Source organism: Oceanobacillus massiliensis str. N'diop, assembly GCF_000285495.1.
GTDB classification, from domain to species: Bacteria; Bacillota; Bacilli; order Bacillales; family Amphibacillaceae; genus Oceanobacillus; species Oceanobacillus massiliensis.
The window spans coordinates 196,113-213,277 of the sequence record NZ_HE610979.1 but is presented as its reverse complement, the minus strand read 5'-3'; the positions used below and the strand labels follow the sequence as shown (position 1 = coordinate 213,277).

Below are 17,165 nucleotides of genomic sequence, written 5' to 3'. Positions count from 1 at the left end.
GAAAAAAGCTCGGGACCGCGGAATAAAGCTCAGAACCGCGGAATAAAGCCCAAAACCGCGGAATAATGGCACCCCGCCCGCTCCGCACATCACCTCACTCCGCCCGCCACCGGCCGCCCCGCTCGCTCCGCCCATCATCTCACTCCGCCCGCCCTCGGCCAGCGCGCCCTGCAACCATGACCCGTCCGCCCCCCGGCCAGCGCCCCGCACCTCACTCCGCCCCCGGCCAGCGTGCCCTGCAACCATGACCCGCCCGCCATCCCGCCCACCACCGCCCTTTTACATAATTAGACAAAAAACTTTACTTAATGAAAGCACAATTTATGGTAAAATAAAGAAAATGCTTATTGGAGAGTTGACATATGATGGAGAATGGATTGAATTGGAGAAATCGTGAACTCAGACAGCATGTTAAAGTGGTGGATGGTATCGAGCCGCCTACTCTTGTGCTGGCAAATGCCACTTATTTGAATGTATATACGAAACAATGGCTGGAAGCAAATGTATGGGTTTTTCATGATCGTATTGTTTATGTTGGACCTAAGATGCCTCAGCCTGAGCAATTGGAAAATGTGGAGGTAGTGGATTGTGCTGGGAAGTATTTGGTGCCGGGCTATATTGAACCACATTCACATCCATTTCAGTTATCGAACCCTGAAGATATCGCTTTACATGTTGCGAAGACTGGTACGACTACCATGATTAATGATAGTTTAACATTGAATTTTCTGTTGGATAAAAAGAAAGCGTTTTCTATGATAGAGGAGTTTAGCAAGCTTCCGAGTTCCTTGTATTGGTGGGCAAGGTTTGATTCACAGACGGCGTTGCATGATGAAGAGGAGATTTTTAATACGGAGGATGTTCTGTCATGGCTTTCCCATCCGAGTGTCGTGCAGGGAGGAGAACTGACTGGATGGCCGAGCCTGCTCGGTGGTAATGATCGGCTGCTTTATTGGATTCAGGAAGCGAAGCGACTTGGGAAACCTGTGGAAGGACATCTTCCAGGGGCATCTATGAAGACGTTGACCAAGATGAAATTGCTTGGTGTTAGTGCAGATCATGAATCGATGACAGGGGAGGAAGTTATCAATCGGCTGCAATTGGGCTATAGTGTTGGATTGCGCTATTCTTCGATTCGGCCGGATTTGCCGAAGCTTATCGAAGAGATTATCGAGGCTGGTCTGGAGACGTTTGATAATCTAACGATGACCATGGATGGACCGCCACCTGAATTTATGGCTAATGGAATGCTGAACGTTTGTCTCGAGATTGCCATTGAAAAGGGAGTTCCATTGGAGGATGCTTACCGGATGGCAAGCTATAATGCAGCAAGGCATTTTCACCTGGATGAACAGATTGGCAGTATTGCGCCTGGAAGGATTGCCCATATCAATATTTTAAATGAGAAAACAAATCCAAATCCTGAAAGTGTGCTTGCAAAGGGACAGTGGGTTGTGAAGGATACAATCGTTAAGGAATATACAAAGATGATAGATTGGAAAAAATATGAAATCAAACCGATGACCTTTGATTGGGATCTGGATGAGGGGGATTTGCAGTTCTCCGCACCAGTCGGTATGGAAATGGTCAATAATGTGATTGTGAAGCCATATACGATAGAATCCGATATTTCCGTTGAAGACTTGGCAAGAACAAATGGCGATCAATTTCTTTTGCTGATTGATAGGAAAGGGAAATGGCGTGTGAATACAGCTATTCGGGGATTTGCCAAAGGAGTGGGGGCATTGGCAAGCTCCTTCTCCGCTTCTGGTGACCTGATTTTCATTGGGAAGAATAAAAAGGATATCTTATTATCCTGGAAGCGGCTGAAAGAAATTGGCGGGGGAATTGTACTTGTCAACGACGGTGAAATCCAGGCGGAGATTCCACTGAATCTTGCTGGACTCATGTCTGATGCACCACTTGATGACATTGTCGTAAGGGAAAAGAAATTGAAGGAGTGCCTAACCGCTAATGGGTACACCTTTAATGATCCAATCTATAATCTGTTATTTCTTTCAGCGATACATTTGCCATATATACGCGTTACCCAGCAGGGGCTTGTAGATGTAAAGAACAGAGAACTTCTCTTCCCAGCAACAATGAGGTAGCATATAATAGAACTATTAAATCAGAGAAAGTGTGTTGGGTAATATGAAAAAGTTACTTTTTGTGGTGCTTGCAGTTTTAATGCTGTTCCTTGCTGCCTGTTCGAAGGATGAACGCAGCGCAACAGATAATGGGACTAAAGAGAGCGGACTAGATGAGGAAAAGCCGGATACACCGGCACAGACTGAGGAGGAATTTATTTATCCTCTTACAGGTATCGGAACAGATGAAAAGGTTGATAATCGTATCATCAGTGTTATGGTCAATAATCATTCATCTGCCAGACCGCAAACAGGATTATCGGAAGCGGATATCGTGTTCGAGATTCTGGCAGAAGGAATGATTACCAGATTCCTTGCCTTCTATCAGAGTGAAATGCCGGAAGTTGTCGGACCGGTTCGAAGTGCAAGAGAATATTATTTCAAACTGGCGCGCGGATATAATGCATTGTATGTCTATCACGGTGCAGCAACCTTTGTAAATGAGATGATTGTCGATCAGGGAATAGACTATTTGAATGGCTCAATATACGATAATGATGGTAATCTATTTAAAAGAGAATCTTTCCGCAAAGCCCCTCATAATTCCTATCTTCAGCTTCAGGCTGTCTATGATGTAGCGGAAGGAAAGGGCTATGAAACAAAGGCTTCGTATGAGCCTTTAGAATTTCTGTCAGATACTGAGGCAGAAAGTCTCTCAGGTAATGCAGCAAAACATGTTAAAATAGTATATAGTAACAATCCAATGGAGATTGTCGAGTTTAACTATGATGAAACAAGTGGGAACTACTTCAGATCGAGTGATGGGGAACAGACAGTCAAATTGAATTCAGAAGACCCTATTCAGGCAACCAATGTGTTTATAGTCGAAACTTTCCATGAGGTAATTGATGATGAAGGGCGAAGAGCGGTTGATCTGGAATCAGGCGGGAATGGTTACTTAATCCAAAGAGGTCAGGTTCAGGAGGTTCAATGGGAAAACAGGGATGGACGAATTGTTCCAGTTAAAGATGGTCAGCCTGTTGGCTTTGTGCCTGGTAAGACATGGATTAATGTTGTGCCTGCAAACCCTGGAATGCAGCAATCTGTTACTATTTCAAACGAGTAAAACTATCATATCAGGAGGGTTTTCTGTGCAAATCGATAAATTACGCGGAGAACAGTTGGACCAATTGTTCGATGCTATCCTATCATTGGAAAATCGGGAAGAATGCTACCGGTTTTTCGATGATATTGCTACCATGTCAGAGATTCATTCGATCTCTCAGCGCTTGCAGGTTGCGAAAATGCTGACACAGGGCAATACGTACAGTGCGATTGAGAAGGAAACAAAAGCATCGACAGCAACGATATCCCGTGTGCGCCGCTGCATTAATTATGGAAGTGACGGATACAGTATGGTATTGGAAAGATTAAACGTAGAAGAATAGAAGCCGTGGCCCTATCCGGGTTGGCGGTTTCTGTTTTTTTCTTTGCAAAATATTTGGCTGTACAGCATTAAAGAATGAAACACCCTCCAGTCTCAGATAAAACGCATGGAATGCATCAAGACATCCTCGTTTTCCAAAAAGATTCACCATATCCCTAAATTCCAACACATATTTTTGGTATAATAAAGTAATGAATTCTGTTGATGGAGGATTAAACTGTTGAAGACAATAAATGAATGGAAACATATATTTAAACTTGATCCGGCCAAGGAAATATCGGATGAACATTTGGACAAGATCTGTGAATCTGGAACGGATGCGGTCATTGTTGGAGGAACGGATAATGTGACCCTTGATGGTGTGCTGGACTTATTATCGCGGATTCGCCGGAGTCATACGGTTCCTTGTATTCTGGAAGTATCGGATGAAGAGGCGCTCTCTCCTGGCTTTGACTATTATTTTGTTCCGATGGTTTTAAATTCAAAGGAAAAAAATACATGATGGATATGCAGCATAAGGCAATCAAGGAATATATCGATATGATGGAATATAGTGAGATTTTCTTTGAAGGATACTGTATCTTAAATGAAGACGCGAAGGCCTTTAAGCATACGAATAGCTACTTGCCGGATGCAGATGATGTGAAGGCATATGCGTTTATGGCGGAGAAGGTGTTTAACCTGCCGATTTTCTATATGGAGTACAGCGGGAAATATGGCGATCCAAAGCTTGTGGAAGAAGTGAAAGAAGAACTTGAGAATACAATGCTTTTCTACGGTGGAGGAATTGAAACCGAGATGCAGGCCAAGGAAATGAAAGAGCATGCCGATGTCATTATTGTTGGAAACAGTATTTATACAGATTTAAAAAATGCCCTTAAAACGGTAAAGGCAGTAAAAGACACAACGAAATAAGATAAATGATTCAGGGGACGGTGTAATAATGAGTCAGACGATAGACGATATGATAAAAGGATTAAATAAGGAACAGCAGGAAGCTGTACGCCATACAGAGGGACCGCTTCTGATAATGGCAGGTGCCGGGAGCGGGAAAACGAGAGTACTGACACATCGCATAGCATATCTGATGGGTGAGAAGGATGTTTCACCGAGAAATATTCTGGCAATCACTTTCACAAATAAGGCAGCCAGAGAGATGAAGGACCGTGTACGGAAGCTGGTCGGTCCGCATGGTGAAAATATGTGGGTTTCCACATTCCACTCCATGTGCGTGCGAATTTTGCGCAGGGATATCGATCGAATCGGATACAGCAGCAATTTTACCATCCTTGACAGCGGTGATCAGTTGTCCGTTATTAAACAGCTATTAAAGAATTTGAATATAGACCCGAAGAAGTTTGACCCGCGCGCCATGCTTGGACAGATTAGTGCTGCAAAAAATGAATTGATTACAGCCGAAGAATTCAGTAAAAATGCAGGTAATTTTTACGATAGGCAGGTAGCACAGGTCTATGAAGGATACCAAAAGATGCTGCGGAAGAATCAATCTCTTGATTTTGATGACCTGATCATGCAGACGATTCACCTGTTTGAAAAGGTGCCGGAAGTGCTGGAATATTATCAGCGCAGATTCCAATATATCCATGTGGATGAGTATCAGGATACAAACCATGCCCAGTATTTTCTTGTGAAACAGCTGGCAGCAAAGTATAAGAATCTTTGTGTTGTTGGTGACTCCGATCAGTCCATTTACCGCTGGCGCGGAGCGGATATCAAGAATATCCTTTCTTTTGAAAAGGACTATCCAACAGCGCGCACCGTATTTTTGGAACAGAATTACCGCTCGACGAAATCCATACTTGCTGCCGCAAATAAAGTGATAGGGAACAATTCTGGACGCAAGCCCAAAAATCTTTGGACTCAAAATGCAGAAGGAAAGAAAATCAGTTATTTCCAAGGGGCAACGGAACAGGAAGAAGCGATTTATGTAACGGATAAAATACAGGAGCTCACCAGGGGTAATGGATATTCTCCGAACGATGTAGCCATTCTGTATCGTACAAATGCCCAGTCCCGTGCAATTGAGGATACACTTCTTAAGTCAGGCATGTCCTACCAGATGGTTGGGGGCCAGAAGTTCTATGAGCGTAAAGAAATCAAGGATATGATTGCTTATTTACGTTTGATTACAAACCCGGATGATGACCTCAGCTTCGAGCGTGTCGTGAATGAACCAAAACGCGGAATTGGAAAAACCTCTGTCGAACGCCTTCGAGCCTATGCCGCACAACATGATATCTCCATGTATGATGCAGTAAAAGAAGTGGATTTTACGGGTGTGTCAGCGAAAGCAGCAAATGCACTGGCTGAATTCGGTAACTTAATTAAGACATTGACACAGCAGCAGGAATTCCTGACTGCAACGGATATGGTTGAAGCTGTTCTAGAACGGACAGGATATGAACAGATGCTCAAAAACGAGAAATCAATCGAAGCCCAAAGCCGTCTGGAAAACCTGGAAGAGTTTATGACGGTTACAAAGGATTTTGAAGAAACGAGCGAAGATAAGACACTGCTCACCTTTTTGACAGATTTGGCCTTGATTGCAGATATTGACCGTGTGGATGAAGAAGATCCGGACAATGTGGAAAAAATTACACTTATGACACTGCATGCGGCAAAAGGATTGGAATTCCCTGTCGTCTTCCTGATTGGTATGGAAGAAAACGTCTTTCCGCATAGCCGTTCCATGATGGATGAAGAAGAAATGCAGGAAGAACGCCGTCTCGCCTATGTAGGGATTACGAGGGCAGAAAACGAACTCTATCTCACACATGCCAAGATGCGGACACTTTATGGCAGAACAAATATGAACCCGATAAGCCGGTTTATCAATGAAATTCCTGAAGAATTGATAGACGGGATTGAACAAGCGCGTCAGTCGATGTTTGGCCGGCCATTTGACAGATCAAAAGATAGGTCCCAAGACAGACTTAATGACAGATCCCAAGACAGACTTAATGACAGGTCCCAAGACAGACTTAATGACAGATCCCAAAGCAGACTCAAAGACAATCCGGCTCCGATAAAAAGAAAAGCAGAGCGAATGCAAAAAACAACTGGTGCAGAGAGTCAGGAATGGGCTGCGGGTGATAAAGCGAACCATAAAAAATGGGGTACTGGAACAGTTGTTAAGGTTCAAGGCGAGGGAGATAAAATGGAACTGGATGTTGCCTTCCCTGCCCCTGTCGGTATCAAACGGCTTCTTGCAAAATTTGCACCAATTACGAAAGAATAGGGAGTTGCCTTGGCGATGGATAAACAAACAGCAGAAAATCAAATTAAAGCATTAGTCGAATTATTGAATCAATATGGTTATGAATATTATGTTCTCGACCAGCCAAGTGTATTGGACTCTGAATACGATGAGAAGCTAAGGGAACTTCAAAAGCTGGAACAGGAATTCCCTGAATTAGTCACAGTGGAATCCCCTACTCAGCGGGTCGGCGGAGCACCGCTTGATGCTTTTAAAAAAGTACAGCATAATGTTCCCATGCTCAGCCTTGGCAATGCATTTAATGAAGATGACCTACGGGATTTTGCAAGGCGGGCAAGCAATGGGACCGATAAGCCGGTAGTCTTTGTCTGTGAATTAAAGATCGATGGTCTTGCCATCTCGTTAACCTATGAAAATGGAAAATTCGTGCGTGGAGCTACTCGTGGAGATGGCACAACAGGAGAAGATATTACGAATAATCTAAGAACGATAAGAAGCATACCGATGACCATCAAAGAAAAGCAAACACTGGAAGTGCGTGGAGAAGCTTATATGCCGCATAAATCCTTTCTCGCGCTGAATGAAGCAAGAGAGAAGAATGACGAAGAGCCATTTGCCAATCCAAGGAATGCGGCAGCAGGATCGTTACGGCAATTAGATCCGAAAATCGCTGCAAAACGGAATCTGGATATCTTTTTATATGGGGTCGGTGAGTGGGAAGGAAACACCATCACATCCCATAGCGGACGACTGGAGAAATTAAAGGAGCTCGGCTTTAAAACAAACCCAGAGTGGAGAAAATGTTCCTCCATAGAAGAGGTGCTGGAATTTGTCTCCTATTGGACAGAGGAACGCCCGAACCTATCCTATGAGATCGATGGCATAGTAGTGAAAGTGGATGATCTCGACCAGCAAGAGGAACTGGGATACACAGCGAAGAGTCCGCGCTGGGCAATTGCCTATAAGTTTCCGGCAGAAGAGGTAGTCACCAAGCTCAGGGAAATCGAATTGAGCATCGGCAGAACAGGTGTAATTACACCTACAGCCATTCTCGATCCGGTAAAAGTAGCTGGAACGACCGTGCAGCGTGCATCCTTGCATAATGAAGACCTGATTCGTGAACAGGATATCCGAATAGGAGATACCGTGGTCATTAAGAAGGCTGGGGATATCATACCAAAAGTTGTTCGGGCGGTAACGGAACAGCGGACTGGTGAAGAACAGGAATTCCATATGCCAACAGAATGTCCGGCATGTGGCAGTGAATTAGTCAGGCTCGAGGGAGAAGTGGCCTTGCGCTGCATTAATCCAAGCTGTCCTGCCCAATTGATGGAAGGACTGATTCATTTCGTCTCGAGAAATGCCATGAATATTGATGGCTTGGGCGAGAAAGTAATCATTCAGCTATTCCAGGAAAAGCTCATACACACGATGGCAGACTTGTATCGTCTGGACAAGGAAGAATTGCTTGGACTTGATCGAATGGGAGAGAAGTCTGTCACAAATTTGCTGGAGGCAATCGAAGCTTCTAAGGAAAACTCTCTGGAACGGCTCTTATTTGGCCTTGGAATACGTTTTATTGGTGCAAAAGCAGCCAAAACTCTTGCAGAGGAATTTGAGACAATGGATAACCTGCAACAGGCATCCTTTGAGGATTTAATTGCAGTAGATGAAATCGGAGATAAAATGGCAGATTCCATCGTACAATATTTCTCAGAGGATAAAGTAACAGAATTACTGAATGAATTACGTCATCTAAATCTCAATATGGAATATAAGGGCCCAAGAAAATCCGAGCTTGCCCAGGATACTGTTTTCACTGGAAAGACAGTTGTACTTACGGGTAAAATGGAGGAGTTCTCGCGAAACGAGGCTAAAGAACTGATTGAGTCCAGGGGAGGAACAGTTACTGGAAGTGTCAGTAAGAAAACCGACATACTCATTGCAGGTGAAGACGCAGGATCGAAATATGATAAAGCACAAAAGCTTGGTATTGAAATATGGAATGAACAGCAGCTGAAAGAAGCTGTGGAAGGGTAAGGAGTGTTGCGCGTTGAAAAAGGTAAGCATGTTGTTGCTATGTACACTTCTTTTTATAACAGGCTGTGTGCAAGATTCAAATGACGAAGAAGTATTGCAAAATGATGATACAAAGGAAGAAACCTCTATTGTGCCAAGTTATCAATTGTCCGATGAAAATTATCGAATGATTCTTCCTTATAAAACAAGCGCAGCAAGAGGGGTAATAGGCAACCAAATTGCAAATCGTGTAGACATTGATGAAATGGAAGAAGGGCTTAGACGGCTCTCTAAAGAAGTATTTGACCCTGAAGAATTGTATTTTCAGGAGGGACAATATTTAACATCAGATATGATTTACACTTGGATAGATGAGCTTAATCCAAAAGTGAAAGAAGGGGCTGACGAGGAAACTTACCAGGAAAACCCACGGTATTTGTCCCATATTCTTGAACAGAATTACATGCGGCATAATGAAGATCAAAGTGTAGGTCTTGCCGGAATCTCACTAGGAATTGCCATGAAATCGGTTTATCGGTTCCAAACTCAAGTAGGCGGACCGTATTTTTATAAAGATATCCCGAAAGATGAAATGCTATCGCAAGCGAATGAGATAGCACATTCCATACTGCAGGAAATCCGCCAAATGGAGGGACTGGGTGATGTTCCTATTATGATAGGTATATATCAGGAAGAGGAGCAAGCTTCACCCGTTCCCGGAAATTTTGTTGCAAAAGCGAATGTTCCGGGCGGCAGTACCTCAATTGATGATTGGGAATCGGTAAATGAAGAAAATATTCTGTTCCCTTCCGATGAAGGAAGAGAAAAGTATTATGATGATCATGAAATTGTTTCAAGTTTCGGAAACGAGATTGCTAAGTTCTTCCCTAATTATGTCGGCCTGATGGGTGAAGGATTTTATATTGATGAGGAGCTTCAGAAACTGACCATCGAAATTCCGATAGAGTTTTACGGTAAGGCCGAGGTCCTCGGGTTTACCCAATACGCATATGGCTTGGTGCAGGATATGTTCCCGAATTATTATGATCTCGAAGTAAATATCAAGACAAGCCAGCAGATGGAAAGCTTGATTTATCGTAATGCTGGGGACGAATCACCGACCGTACATGTTTATGATTAAGTAATGGATCTTTATAGCACAATCCAATCGATTTCTTTATTGCAACCTTGCATAAGATATATCTCACAATACAAATTTACCACTTTCCATCAAATTTACTGAAGGAAAGTGGTAGATTTTCTTATTTGAGGAAAATTGGAAAGTTTTTTATGCGATAAAACGCTATTTACCCCTATGATTTTCCCAATATGAATTATACGAAACTATGATATAATAACCTTAAGATTAACATTTCTGAATTTGATGATAGGGTGGGTATTTTGATAGAGATAGGATCATTCATTAAATTACAGCGTACAAAACAGGAGATGACTTTGGGGGAACTTTCTGAAGGGATCGTTTCTGTATCCTATTTATCAAAAATTGAAAATCAAAAGACCCAGGCAAGTCCCGAGATTATTCAGCTCTTATGCAACCGCCTAGGAATTGAAGTCGACAACAGCCAGGAAGAAGTCATTAAGGAAAAATGCAAGCAATGGTACAGCATGCTGTTCGAGGTAAACAACAAAGAAGAAATCATCGCCACCTATCAGGAAATACAGGAACTAATGGATAAGAACATATCGGAAAGCATGATGATGTTTGAAATCCATAAGGTAAGATACTTCCTGATTCTGGGTGAATATGATGAGGCGTTAAAAAAGATTAATGAGTTGAATGAAATATCAGGTCAATTCGATAATCAACAGCAGTTTTACTGGTATAAATTTAGAGGTAATTATATTTCTGTAAATGGTGATTTTAACCAAGCTCTTTATATGTATAAGTTGTCAGAGGAAAAAATATTTCAAATCGACATAGAAGAAAAAGAAATTGCAGATCTTAAGTATATAATAGCAATCACACACAGCAAACTTAGAAATACTTTAGAGGCAATTGAATATGCTAATAAATCATTAGAAGTTTACATGAGACAATATAATTTTATTCGTTGTACTCAATGTCACAATATTTTAGGTATTTCTTATAGAAGAATTAAATTATATGATAAAGCAATTAAAAATTTTAATTTGGCACTTCATTTGGGTAAATTAGAGAAAAATAAACAGTTGATTCAACTTACTAACCAGAACCTAGGTTATCTCTATTCTTCAAAAGGTGAGTCTATTGAGGCAATAAAGCACTATAAAGAAATAATTGATGATGATGAACTTTATATTGGAGAAAAGGTAGAAACTTTAGCCTCCTTAGTAAGAGAATATTATAATATTAAAGAATTTGAAGAGGCCAAAGAAAGTATTGATTATGGACTAAAGTTAATATCTAAGTTAGACGATTTAGAACAGTATAAGTTATTCTATTATATTATCCATACCTATAATTACTTATTAAGTGAACAATATAGTAAATTTGAAAGGCTAGTAGTTAAAGAATTCCTTCCATATTTAAAAAGTCATAAAGATTACGCAAGTATTGTTATCTTTGCTGAACTTATAGCAAAGCATTATGAGAAATTGAACAAATATAAAGATGCAACGAAATATTACAAAGAGGCTAACTTTGCCTATGAGCAAATTTCTAATATTTAATTTTTCCTTGAAGGAGGGGAGTAATATGAAGAAGTTATTAGCAGGGCTTTCATTGGGTGCTCTTTTAGTTGGTGGAATTGTCTTCACATCAAATCCAATAGATCTTACTATGGATAAAGAACCAAGCATTTTCAAAACAGTTATTATTGACGAAATCTAATTTACGATTATTTGTTTTTTACCCTATTACTATATGATGGATTGGCCCGGAACGGATTGGAACCTGTTCCGGGTATTTTTTTACCATTTAAAGGGAAAATTGAATTATCAAAATAATTTTTTTAAATAATTTTTTTGGTTAGGAAAAATTGAAGGGATAGGAAGGAATAAAGATAATACTATAGCATTTTTTGATCTAAGAGAACTAGATGATGCTCATGGAGGTATACGAATAATAATATAAATATATGGCTGAATATAGTCATAAATCAAATTGGAAATCCGCTGAAAATGGCGGTGTAATAGCTTTCTCGACTTGAAAATAAGTGTAATGTATGAAATCATAATTTAGGCGCATGAGTAAAGTTTCACTCAAAAAGAAAACGAGACAGAATAAAAAGGAGGAAGAGGAAATGGAGTATGCAATCAGGGGGGCAACATGGTTTTGGTTGTTTATACCAATGCCAATTGTTCTTTTATTATCAATCATTACCGTATTCACAGAGAGGAGAAAGTAAAGAGTGGGTCTTACAACATTAATAACATTTATAGTTTATTTGATAGCGATGCTTGCAATTGGTGTCATTATGTACTACCGAACTAATAATTTATCTGATTATGTTTTGGGAGGAAGAAGTCTCGGACCGGGAGTTGCTGCGCTGAGTGCTGGAGCTTCGGATATGAGCGGATGGCTCTTGCTTGGTCTGCCGGGTGCGATTTATGCTACAGGTATGTCAGAGGCCTGGATGGCAGTCGGTCTGGCAATCGGTGCGTACTTGAACTGGCAATTTGTGGCAAAGCGTTTGCGTGTTTATACAGAGGTTTCGAACAACTCGATTACAATTCCGGATTTCCTGGAAAATCGATTCAGAGATAAGTCACATATCCTCCGCGTTTTATCTGCTTTGGTTATTCTACTATTCTTTACATTCTATACTTCTTCAGGGATGGTAGCAGGAGCGAAACTCTTTGAAGCTTCATTTGGACTTTCTTATCAGACAGCATTGTGGATTGGAGCTATTGTAGTAGTTGGCTACACATTGCTCGGTGGATTCCTTGCAGTAGCATGGACAGATTTTATCCAAGGCTTGCTTATGTTCTTGGCATTAATCGTTGTCCCGATTGTTGCCCTCACTCAAATGGGTGGATGGGAATCTGCAGTACAGGCTGTAGGGGAAATCGATCCTACACATCTGAATATGGTTCAAGGTATTGGAATCATTGCCATTTTATCTTCATTGGCATGGGGACTTGGCTACTTTGGCCAGCCGCATATACTGGTTAGATTTATGGCATTGCGTTCTGCAAAAGACGTACCTAAAGCACGTCTTATCGGTACCGTATGGATGGTGCTAGGTTTATATGGTGCTATATTTACAGGCTTTGTTGGTTTGGCTTTCATCAGTACGCAGGATGTTTCCGTACTGAGCGGATTTGGGATACAAGTGGTGGAAGAGAACGGTTTACAAGTATTAGCCGATCCTGAGAAAATATTTATTGCCTTTTCTCAGCTATTATTCCATCCGGTAATTGCCGGTATTTTGTTAGCTGCGATACTTTCAGCAATTATGAGTACAATTGATTCCCAATTACTTGTATCTTCTTCAGCAGTTGCGGAAGATTTTTACAAAGCGATTTTCCGTAAAAAAGCTTCCGAAGTAGAACTTGTTTGGATAGGAAGAATTGCAACAGTAGTCATTGCTCTTATAGCAGTAATCATTGCAATGAATCCGGATAGTTCTGTACTGGACCTTGTTAGTTATGCATGGGCTGGATTCGGGGCAGCATTTGGGCCATTGATCCTCTTGTCGCTATTCTGGAAAGGCATAACCAGAAACGGTGCACTTGTAGGAATCCTAGTTGGTGCTGTAACCGTTATTGTCTGGGGAGATGTCCTTTCAGGCGGTATATTTGATCTATATGAATTACTGCCAGGATTCTTATTCAGTCTTATTGCTATCGTAGTCGTTAGCTTACTGGGCAGGCCTGATTCAGAAATAGAAGCAGAGTTTGACCAGGCAGCTAAAATCAGTAAAGAGAATTAATATCGAATCCACTTCTATAATCTAGAAGTGGATTTTTATTATATTACGGCAGGAATTTGGTCAGGATAGGACAAGATTTGCCTACAAGTGGCTATCTTTGCTATTATCAATAGTGTTATAATAATGAAATGAGAAAATGAAGTACCACATATATAAAACTTCGGTTTGGAGGTATAACCAATGGCAGAAATTTCAAAAGAGCAAGTAAAGCATGTAGCCCATTTGGCGAGACTTGCCGTAACAGATGAGGAAGTTGGCAAGATGGCCAGCGAATTAAGTGCAATCATCGACTATGCTGAACAATTGAATGAATTGGATACAGAAGGCGTCAAGCCGACGACACATGTCCTTGATTTAAAAAATGTTATGCGCAAGGACGAGCCTAGAGAGTGGATTACACACGAGGAAACACTGAAAAATGCTCCTGACCAGCAGGAAGGACAGTTCCGCGTACCATCAATATTGGAATAGGAGGGTAACCTTAGATGTCATTATTTGACCACACGATAAAAGAGTTAGAAGAAAAGCTACATAATAAAGAAATCACCGTTCTGGATTTGGTAGATGAATCCTATAAGCGAATTAATGAGGTAGACGATCAAGTTCATGCATTTCTTACGCTGAATGAGGAAGCTGCACGTGCCAAGGCAAAGGAACTGGACGCATCTGGTGCCGGAGCTGACCTTTTTGGGATTCCAAGCGGTATTAAAGACAATATCATGACAAAGGGCCTGCGCACGACTTGTGCGAGCCAATTCCTGGATAATTTTCTTGATCCCTTATATGATGCAACGGTTGTACAGAAATTGAATCAGCAACAAATCGTTACTATCGGAAAGCTCAACATGGATGAATTCGCAATGGGTTCTTCTAATGAAAATTCCAGTTACAATCCAACAAGAAATCCTTGGAATACAGATTATGTCCCAGGAGGATCCAGTGGTGGCTCTGCGGCGGCAGTAGCGGCAGGGGAAGTATTATTTTCCTTAGGCTCTGATACAGGTGGTTCGATTCGCCAGCCTGCAGCATTCTGTGGTGTTGTCGGAATGAAGCCTACCTATGGTCGTGTTTCCCGTTTCGGCCTTGTGGCATTCGCCTCATCCCTTGACCAGATTGGACCGATTACCCGTACAGTTGAAGATAATGCCCGCGTGCTGGAAGTAATTGCAGGACATGACGAAATGGATTCAACTAGTGCCAATGTCGATGTTCCAGCATATACAGAAGCTTTAACAGGTGATGTGAAAGGTCTAAAGATTGCCGTTCCAAAAGAATATCTTGCTGAAGGGGTAGCCCCGGAAGTACGGGAATCTGTCCTGGAAGCATTGAAGGTATATGAATCAATGGGTGCAACATGGGAAGAGGTATCGCTTCCGCATTCCAAATATGCTGTAGCAACCTATTATCTGCTTTCCTCATCTGAGGCCTCTGCTAACCTGGCCCGTTTTGACGGTGTCCGTTACGGTGTGCGCAGTGAAAATGCCGATAATATGATTGATATGTTCAAGAAATCCCGCAGTGAAGGATTTGGACAAGAAGTAAAACGCCGAATCATGCTTGGAACGTTTGCGTTAAGCTCCGGCTATTATGATGCTTATTATAAGAAGGCGCAAAAAGTACGTACATTGATTAAAAATGATTTTGATAAAATCTTTGAAGAATATGATGTCATTATTGGACCAACCACTCCGACACCAGCCTTTAAAGTTGGAGAAAAAACGGACGATCCATTAACGATGTATGCCAATGACATCCTGACAATCCCAGTTAACCTTGCAGGTGTTCCGGGAATCTCCATTCCGTGCGGTTTTTCTGCAGAAGGTCTTCCAATCGGATTGCAGATTATCGGAAAATACTTTGATGAAAGTACCGTATTCCGTACAGCACATGCATTTGAACAGGCAACAGAACATCATAAACAACGACCTCAGCTTGGAGGTGCCAACTAATGAATTTTGAAACAATAATTGGACTAGAGGTACACGTAGAATTAAAAACTGACTCAAAAATATTCAGCCCGAGTGTAAATGAATTCGGATCCCATCCGAATACGAATGTAAACCCAATTGACCTTGGATACCCGGGCACATTGCCGGTCTTAAACGAAGAAGCGGTAAACTTTGCAATGAAGGCGGCAATGGCACTTAATTGTGAGATTGCAACCGACACAAAATTTGACCGTAAAAACTATTTCTATCCGGATAACCCAAAAGCCTATCAGATTTCGCAATTTGATCAGCCGATTGGAGAACATGGCTGGATCGAGATTGAAGTCAATGGCAAGAAAAAGCGCATCGGCATAACGCGGCTTCATCTGGAAGAGGATGCCGGTAAACTGACACATGGTGAAGATGGCTATTCGTATGTTGACTTTAACCGACAAGGTACACCATTAATCGAAATCGTGTCAGAACCCGATATGCGCTCCCCGGAAGAGGCATATGCATATTTGGAAAAACTGAAAAATATCATTCAATATACAGGTGTATCCGATGTGAAAATGCAGGAAGGTTCCCTGCGATGTGATGCCAACATCTCTCTAAGACCAATCGGCCAGGAGAAGTTTGGTACAAAAGCAGAGCTGAAGAACCTCAATTCCTTCTCCTATGTACAAAAGGGACTTGAGTTTGAGGAGAAACGTCAGGAAAAGGTATTGCTTACAGGCGGAGAAATCCTTCAGGAAACACGCCGCTATGATGAAAAGACAAAAGAAACCATTCTAATGCGTGTCAAGGAAGGTTCAGATGACTATCGTTACTTCCCTGAACCAGACCTCGTTCCATTATATATTGATGAAGAATGGAAAGAACGCGTCCGCAGCGAAATTCCAGAGCTTCCGGATGCACGCAGATTACGCTATATCTCAGATCTTGGATTATCTGAGTACGATGCAGATGTGCTGACAGCATCCAAGCAAATGTCCGATTTCTTTGAAGCGGCAGTGAATCAGGGAGCAGATATCAAACAGGTATCCAATTGGCTGATGGGTGAAGTATCTGCCTACATGAACAAGCATTACAAAGAGCTTCAGGAATTAGCTCTTACGCCTGAAGCATTGGCGAAAATGATTAAGCTCATAGAAGATGGAACCATCTCTTCCAAGATTGCGAAGAAGGTATTCGCTGAACTAGTTGAAAAAGGCGGGGACCCAGATAAAATTGTTAAGGATCAGGGACTCGTCCAGATATCTGACCCTGAACAACTGAAAGAAATCGTCAATAAGATTCTAGATAATAATGAGCAATCGATTATTGATTTTAAAAATGGAAAAGGGAAGGCCAAAGGTTTCCTTGTTGGACAAATCATGAAGGAAACCAAGGGACAGGCTAACCCGCCGCTCGTTAATAAGATTCTTGCAGAAGAACTGAATAATAGATAAAATCCACCTTGCAGGCTGTCATTTTCAGAAATGGCAGCCTCCATATATGTATATATAAACCTTTTCAAAAACGGCAAAAAGGTCTATGATATTGATTAGGTGTTAATAAAACTTAAAA

General features: G+C 41.6%; 12 protein-coding genes and 1 pseudogene. All 13 read left to right on the top strand.

The window, feature by feature from the left end; all coding sequences use genetic code 11:
- Positions 1–362: 362 nt before the first annotated feature.
- The 13 genes and pseudogenes from OMHG_RS14630 to gatB all read left to right on the top strand — a co-directional run bounded on the left by OMHG_RS14630 (position 363) and on the right by gatB (position 17,047).
- Positions 363–2,111 (top strand): adenine deaminase C-terminal domain-containing protein, encoded by a 1,749-nt coding sequence (locus tag OMHG_RS14630; protein ID WP_010651643.1) that lies wholly within the window; start codon positions 363–365, stop codon positions 2,109–2,111.
- A 43-nt stretch (positions 2,112–2,154) separates the two neighbouring features.
- Positions 2,155–3,216 carry a DUF3048 domain-containing protein gene (locus OMHG_RS14625; RefSeq protein WP_010651642.1) on the top strand — a complete coding sequence of 354 codons (1,062 nt, stop codon included), beginning with the start codon at positions 2,155–2,157 and terminating at the stop codon, positions 3,214–3,216.
- Positions 3,217–3,241: 25 nt separating this feature from the next.
- Positions 3,242–3,538, top strand: coding sequence for a YerC/YecD family TrpR-related protein (locus tag OMHG_RS14620; protein WP_010651641.1), 297 nt, complete (start codon positions 3,242–3,244; stop codon positions 3,536–3,538).
- Positions 3,539–3,757: 219 nt separating this feature from the next.
- Positions 3,758–4,452: pseudogene (gene pcrB / locus OMHG_RS14615) on the top strand (heptaprenylglyceryl phosphate synthase).
- 28 nt (positions 4,453–4,480) lie between these two features.
- Positions 4,481–6,796 carry a DNA helicase PcrA gene (pcrA, locus tag OMHG_RS14610; protein WP_010651638.1) on the top strand — a complete coding sequence of 772 codons (2,316 nt, stop codon included), beginning with the start codon at positions 4,481–4,483 and terminating at the stop codon, positions 6,794–6,796.
- A 15-nt stretch (positions 6,797–6,811) separates the two neighbouring features.
- Positions 6,812–8,815 carry an NAD-dependent DNA ligase LigA gene (gene ligA, locus OMHG_RS14605; protein WP_010651637.1) on the top strand — a complete coding sequence of 668 codons (2,004 nt, stop codon included), beginning with the start codon at positions 6,812–6,814 and terminating at the stop codon, positions 8,813–8,815.
- A gap of 13 nt (positions 8,816–8,828) precedes the next feature.
- Positions 8,829–9,935: a CamS family sex pheromone protein gene (locus OMHG_RS14600; RefSeq protein WP_010651636.1), complete on the top strand. Its 1,107-nt coding sequence runs from the start codon at positions 8,829–8,831 to the stop codon at positions 9,933–9,935.
- 260 nt (positions 9,936–10,195) lie between these two features.
- Positions 10,196–11,464: a helix-turn-helix domain-containing protein gene (locus OMHG_RS14595; protein WP_010651635.1), complete on the top strand. Its 1,269-nt coding sequence runs from the start codon at positions 10,196–10,198 to the stop codon at positions 11,462–11,464.
- A gap of 25 nt (positions 11,465–11,489) precedes the next feature.
- Positions 11,490–11,624, top strand: coding sequence for a hypothetical protein (locus tag OMHG_RS19270; RefSeq protein ID WP_261796352.1), 135 nt, complete (start codon positions 11,490–11,492; stop codon positions 11,622–11,624).
- A 520-nt stretch (positions 11,625–12,144) separates the two neighbouring features.
- Positions 12,145–13,668 carry a sodium/proline symporter PutP gene (gene putP, locus OMHG_RS14590; protein WP_010651634.1) on the top strand — a complete coding sequence of 508 codons (1,524 nt, stop codon included), beginning with the start codon at positions 12,145–12,147 and terminating at the stop codon, positions 13,666–13,668.
- 180 nt (positions 13,669–13,848) lie between these two features.
- Positions 13,849–14,139 carry an Asp-tRNA(Asn)/Glu-tRNA(Gln) amidotransferase subunit GatC gene (gene gatC, locus OMHG_RS14585; RefSeq protein ID WP_010651633.1) on the top strand — a complete coding sequence of 97 codons (291 nt, stop codon included), beginning with the start codon at positions 13,849–13,851 and terminating at the stop codon, positions 14,137–14,139.
- Positions 14,140–14,153: 14 nt separating this feature from the next.
- A complete protein-coding gene (gatA, locus tag OMHG_RS14580; RefSeq protein ID WP_010651632.1) occupies positions 14,154–15,617 on the top strand; it encodes an Asp-tRNA(Asn)/Glu-tRNA(Gln) amidotransferase subunit GatA in 1,464 nt (487 codons plus the stop codon).
- Positions 15,617–17,047 carry an Asp-tRNA(Asn)/Glu-tRNA(Gln) amidotransferase subunit GatB gene (gene gatB, locus OMHG_RS14575; protein WP_010651631.1) on the top strand — a complete coding sequence of 477 codons (1,431 nt, stop codon included), beginning with the start codon at positions 15,617–15,619 and terminating at the stop codon, positions 17,045–17,047. The genes gatA and gatB overlap by 1 nt, the downstream gene beginning before the upstream one ends.
- The last annotated feature ends 118 nt before the right edge of the window (positions 17,048–17,165 follow it).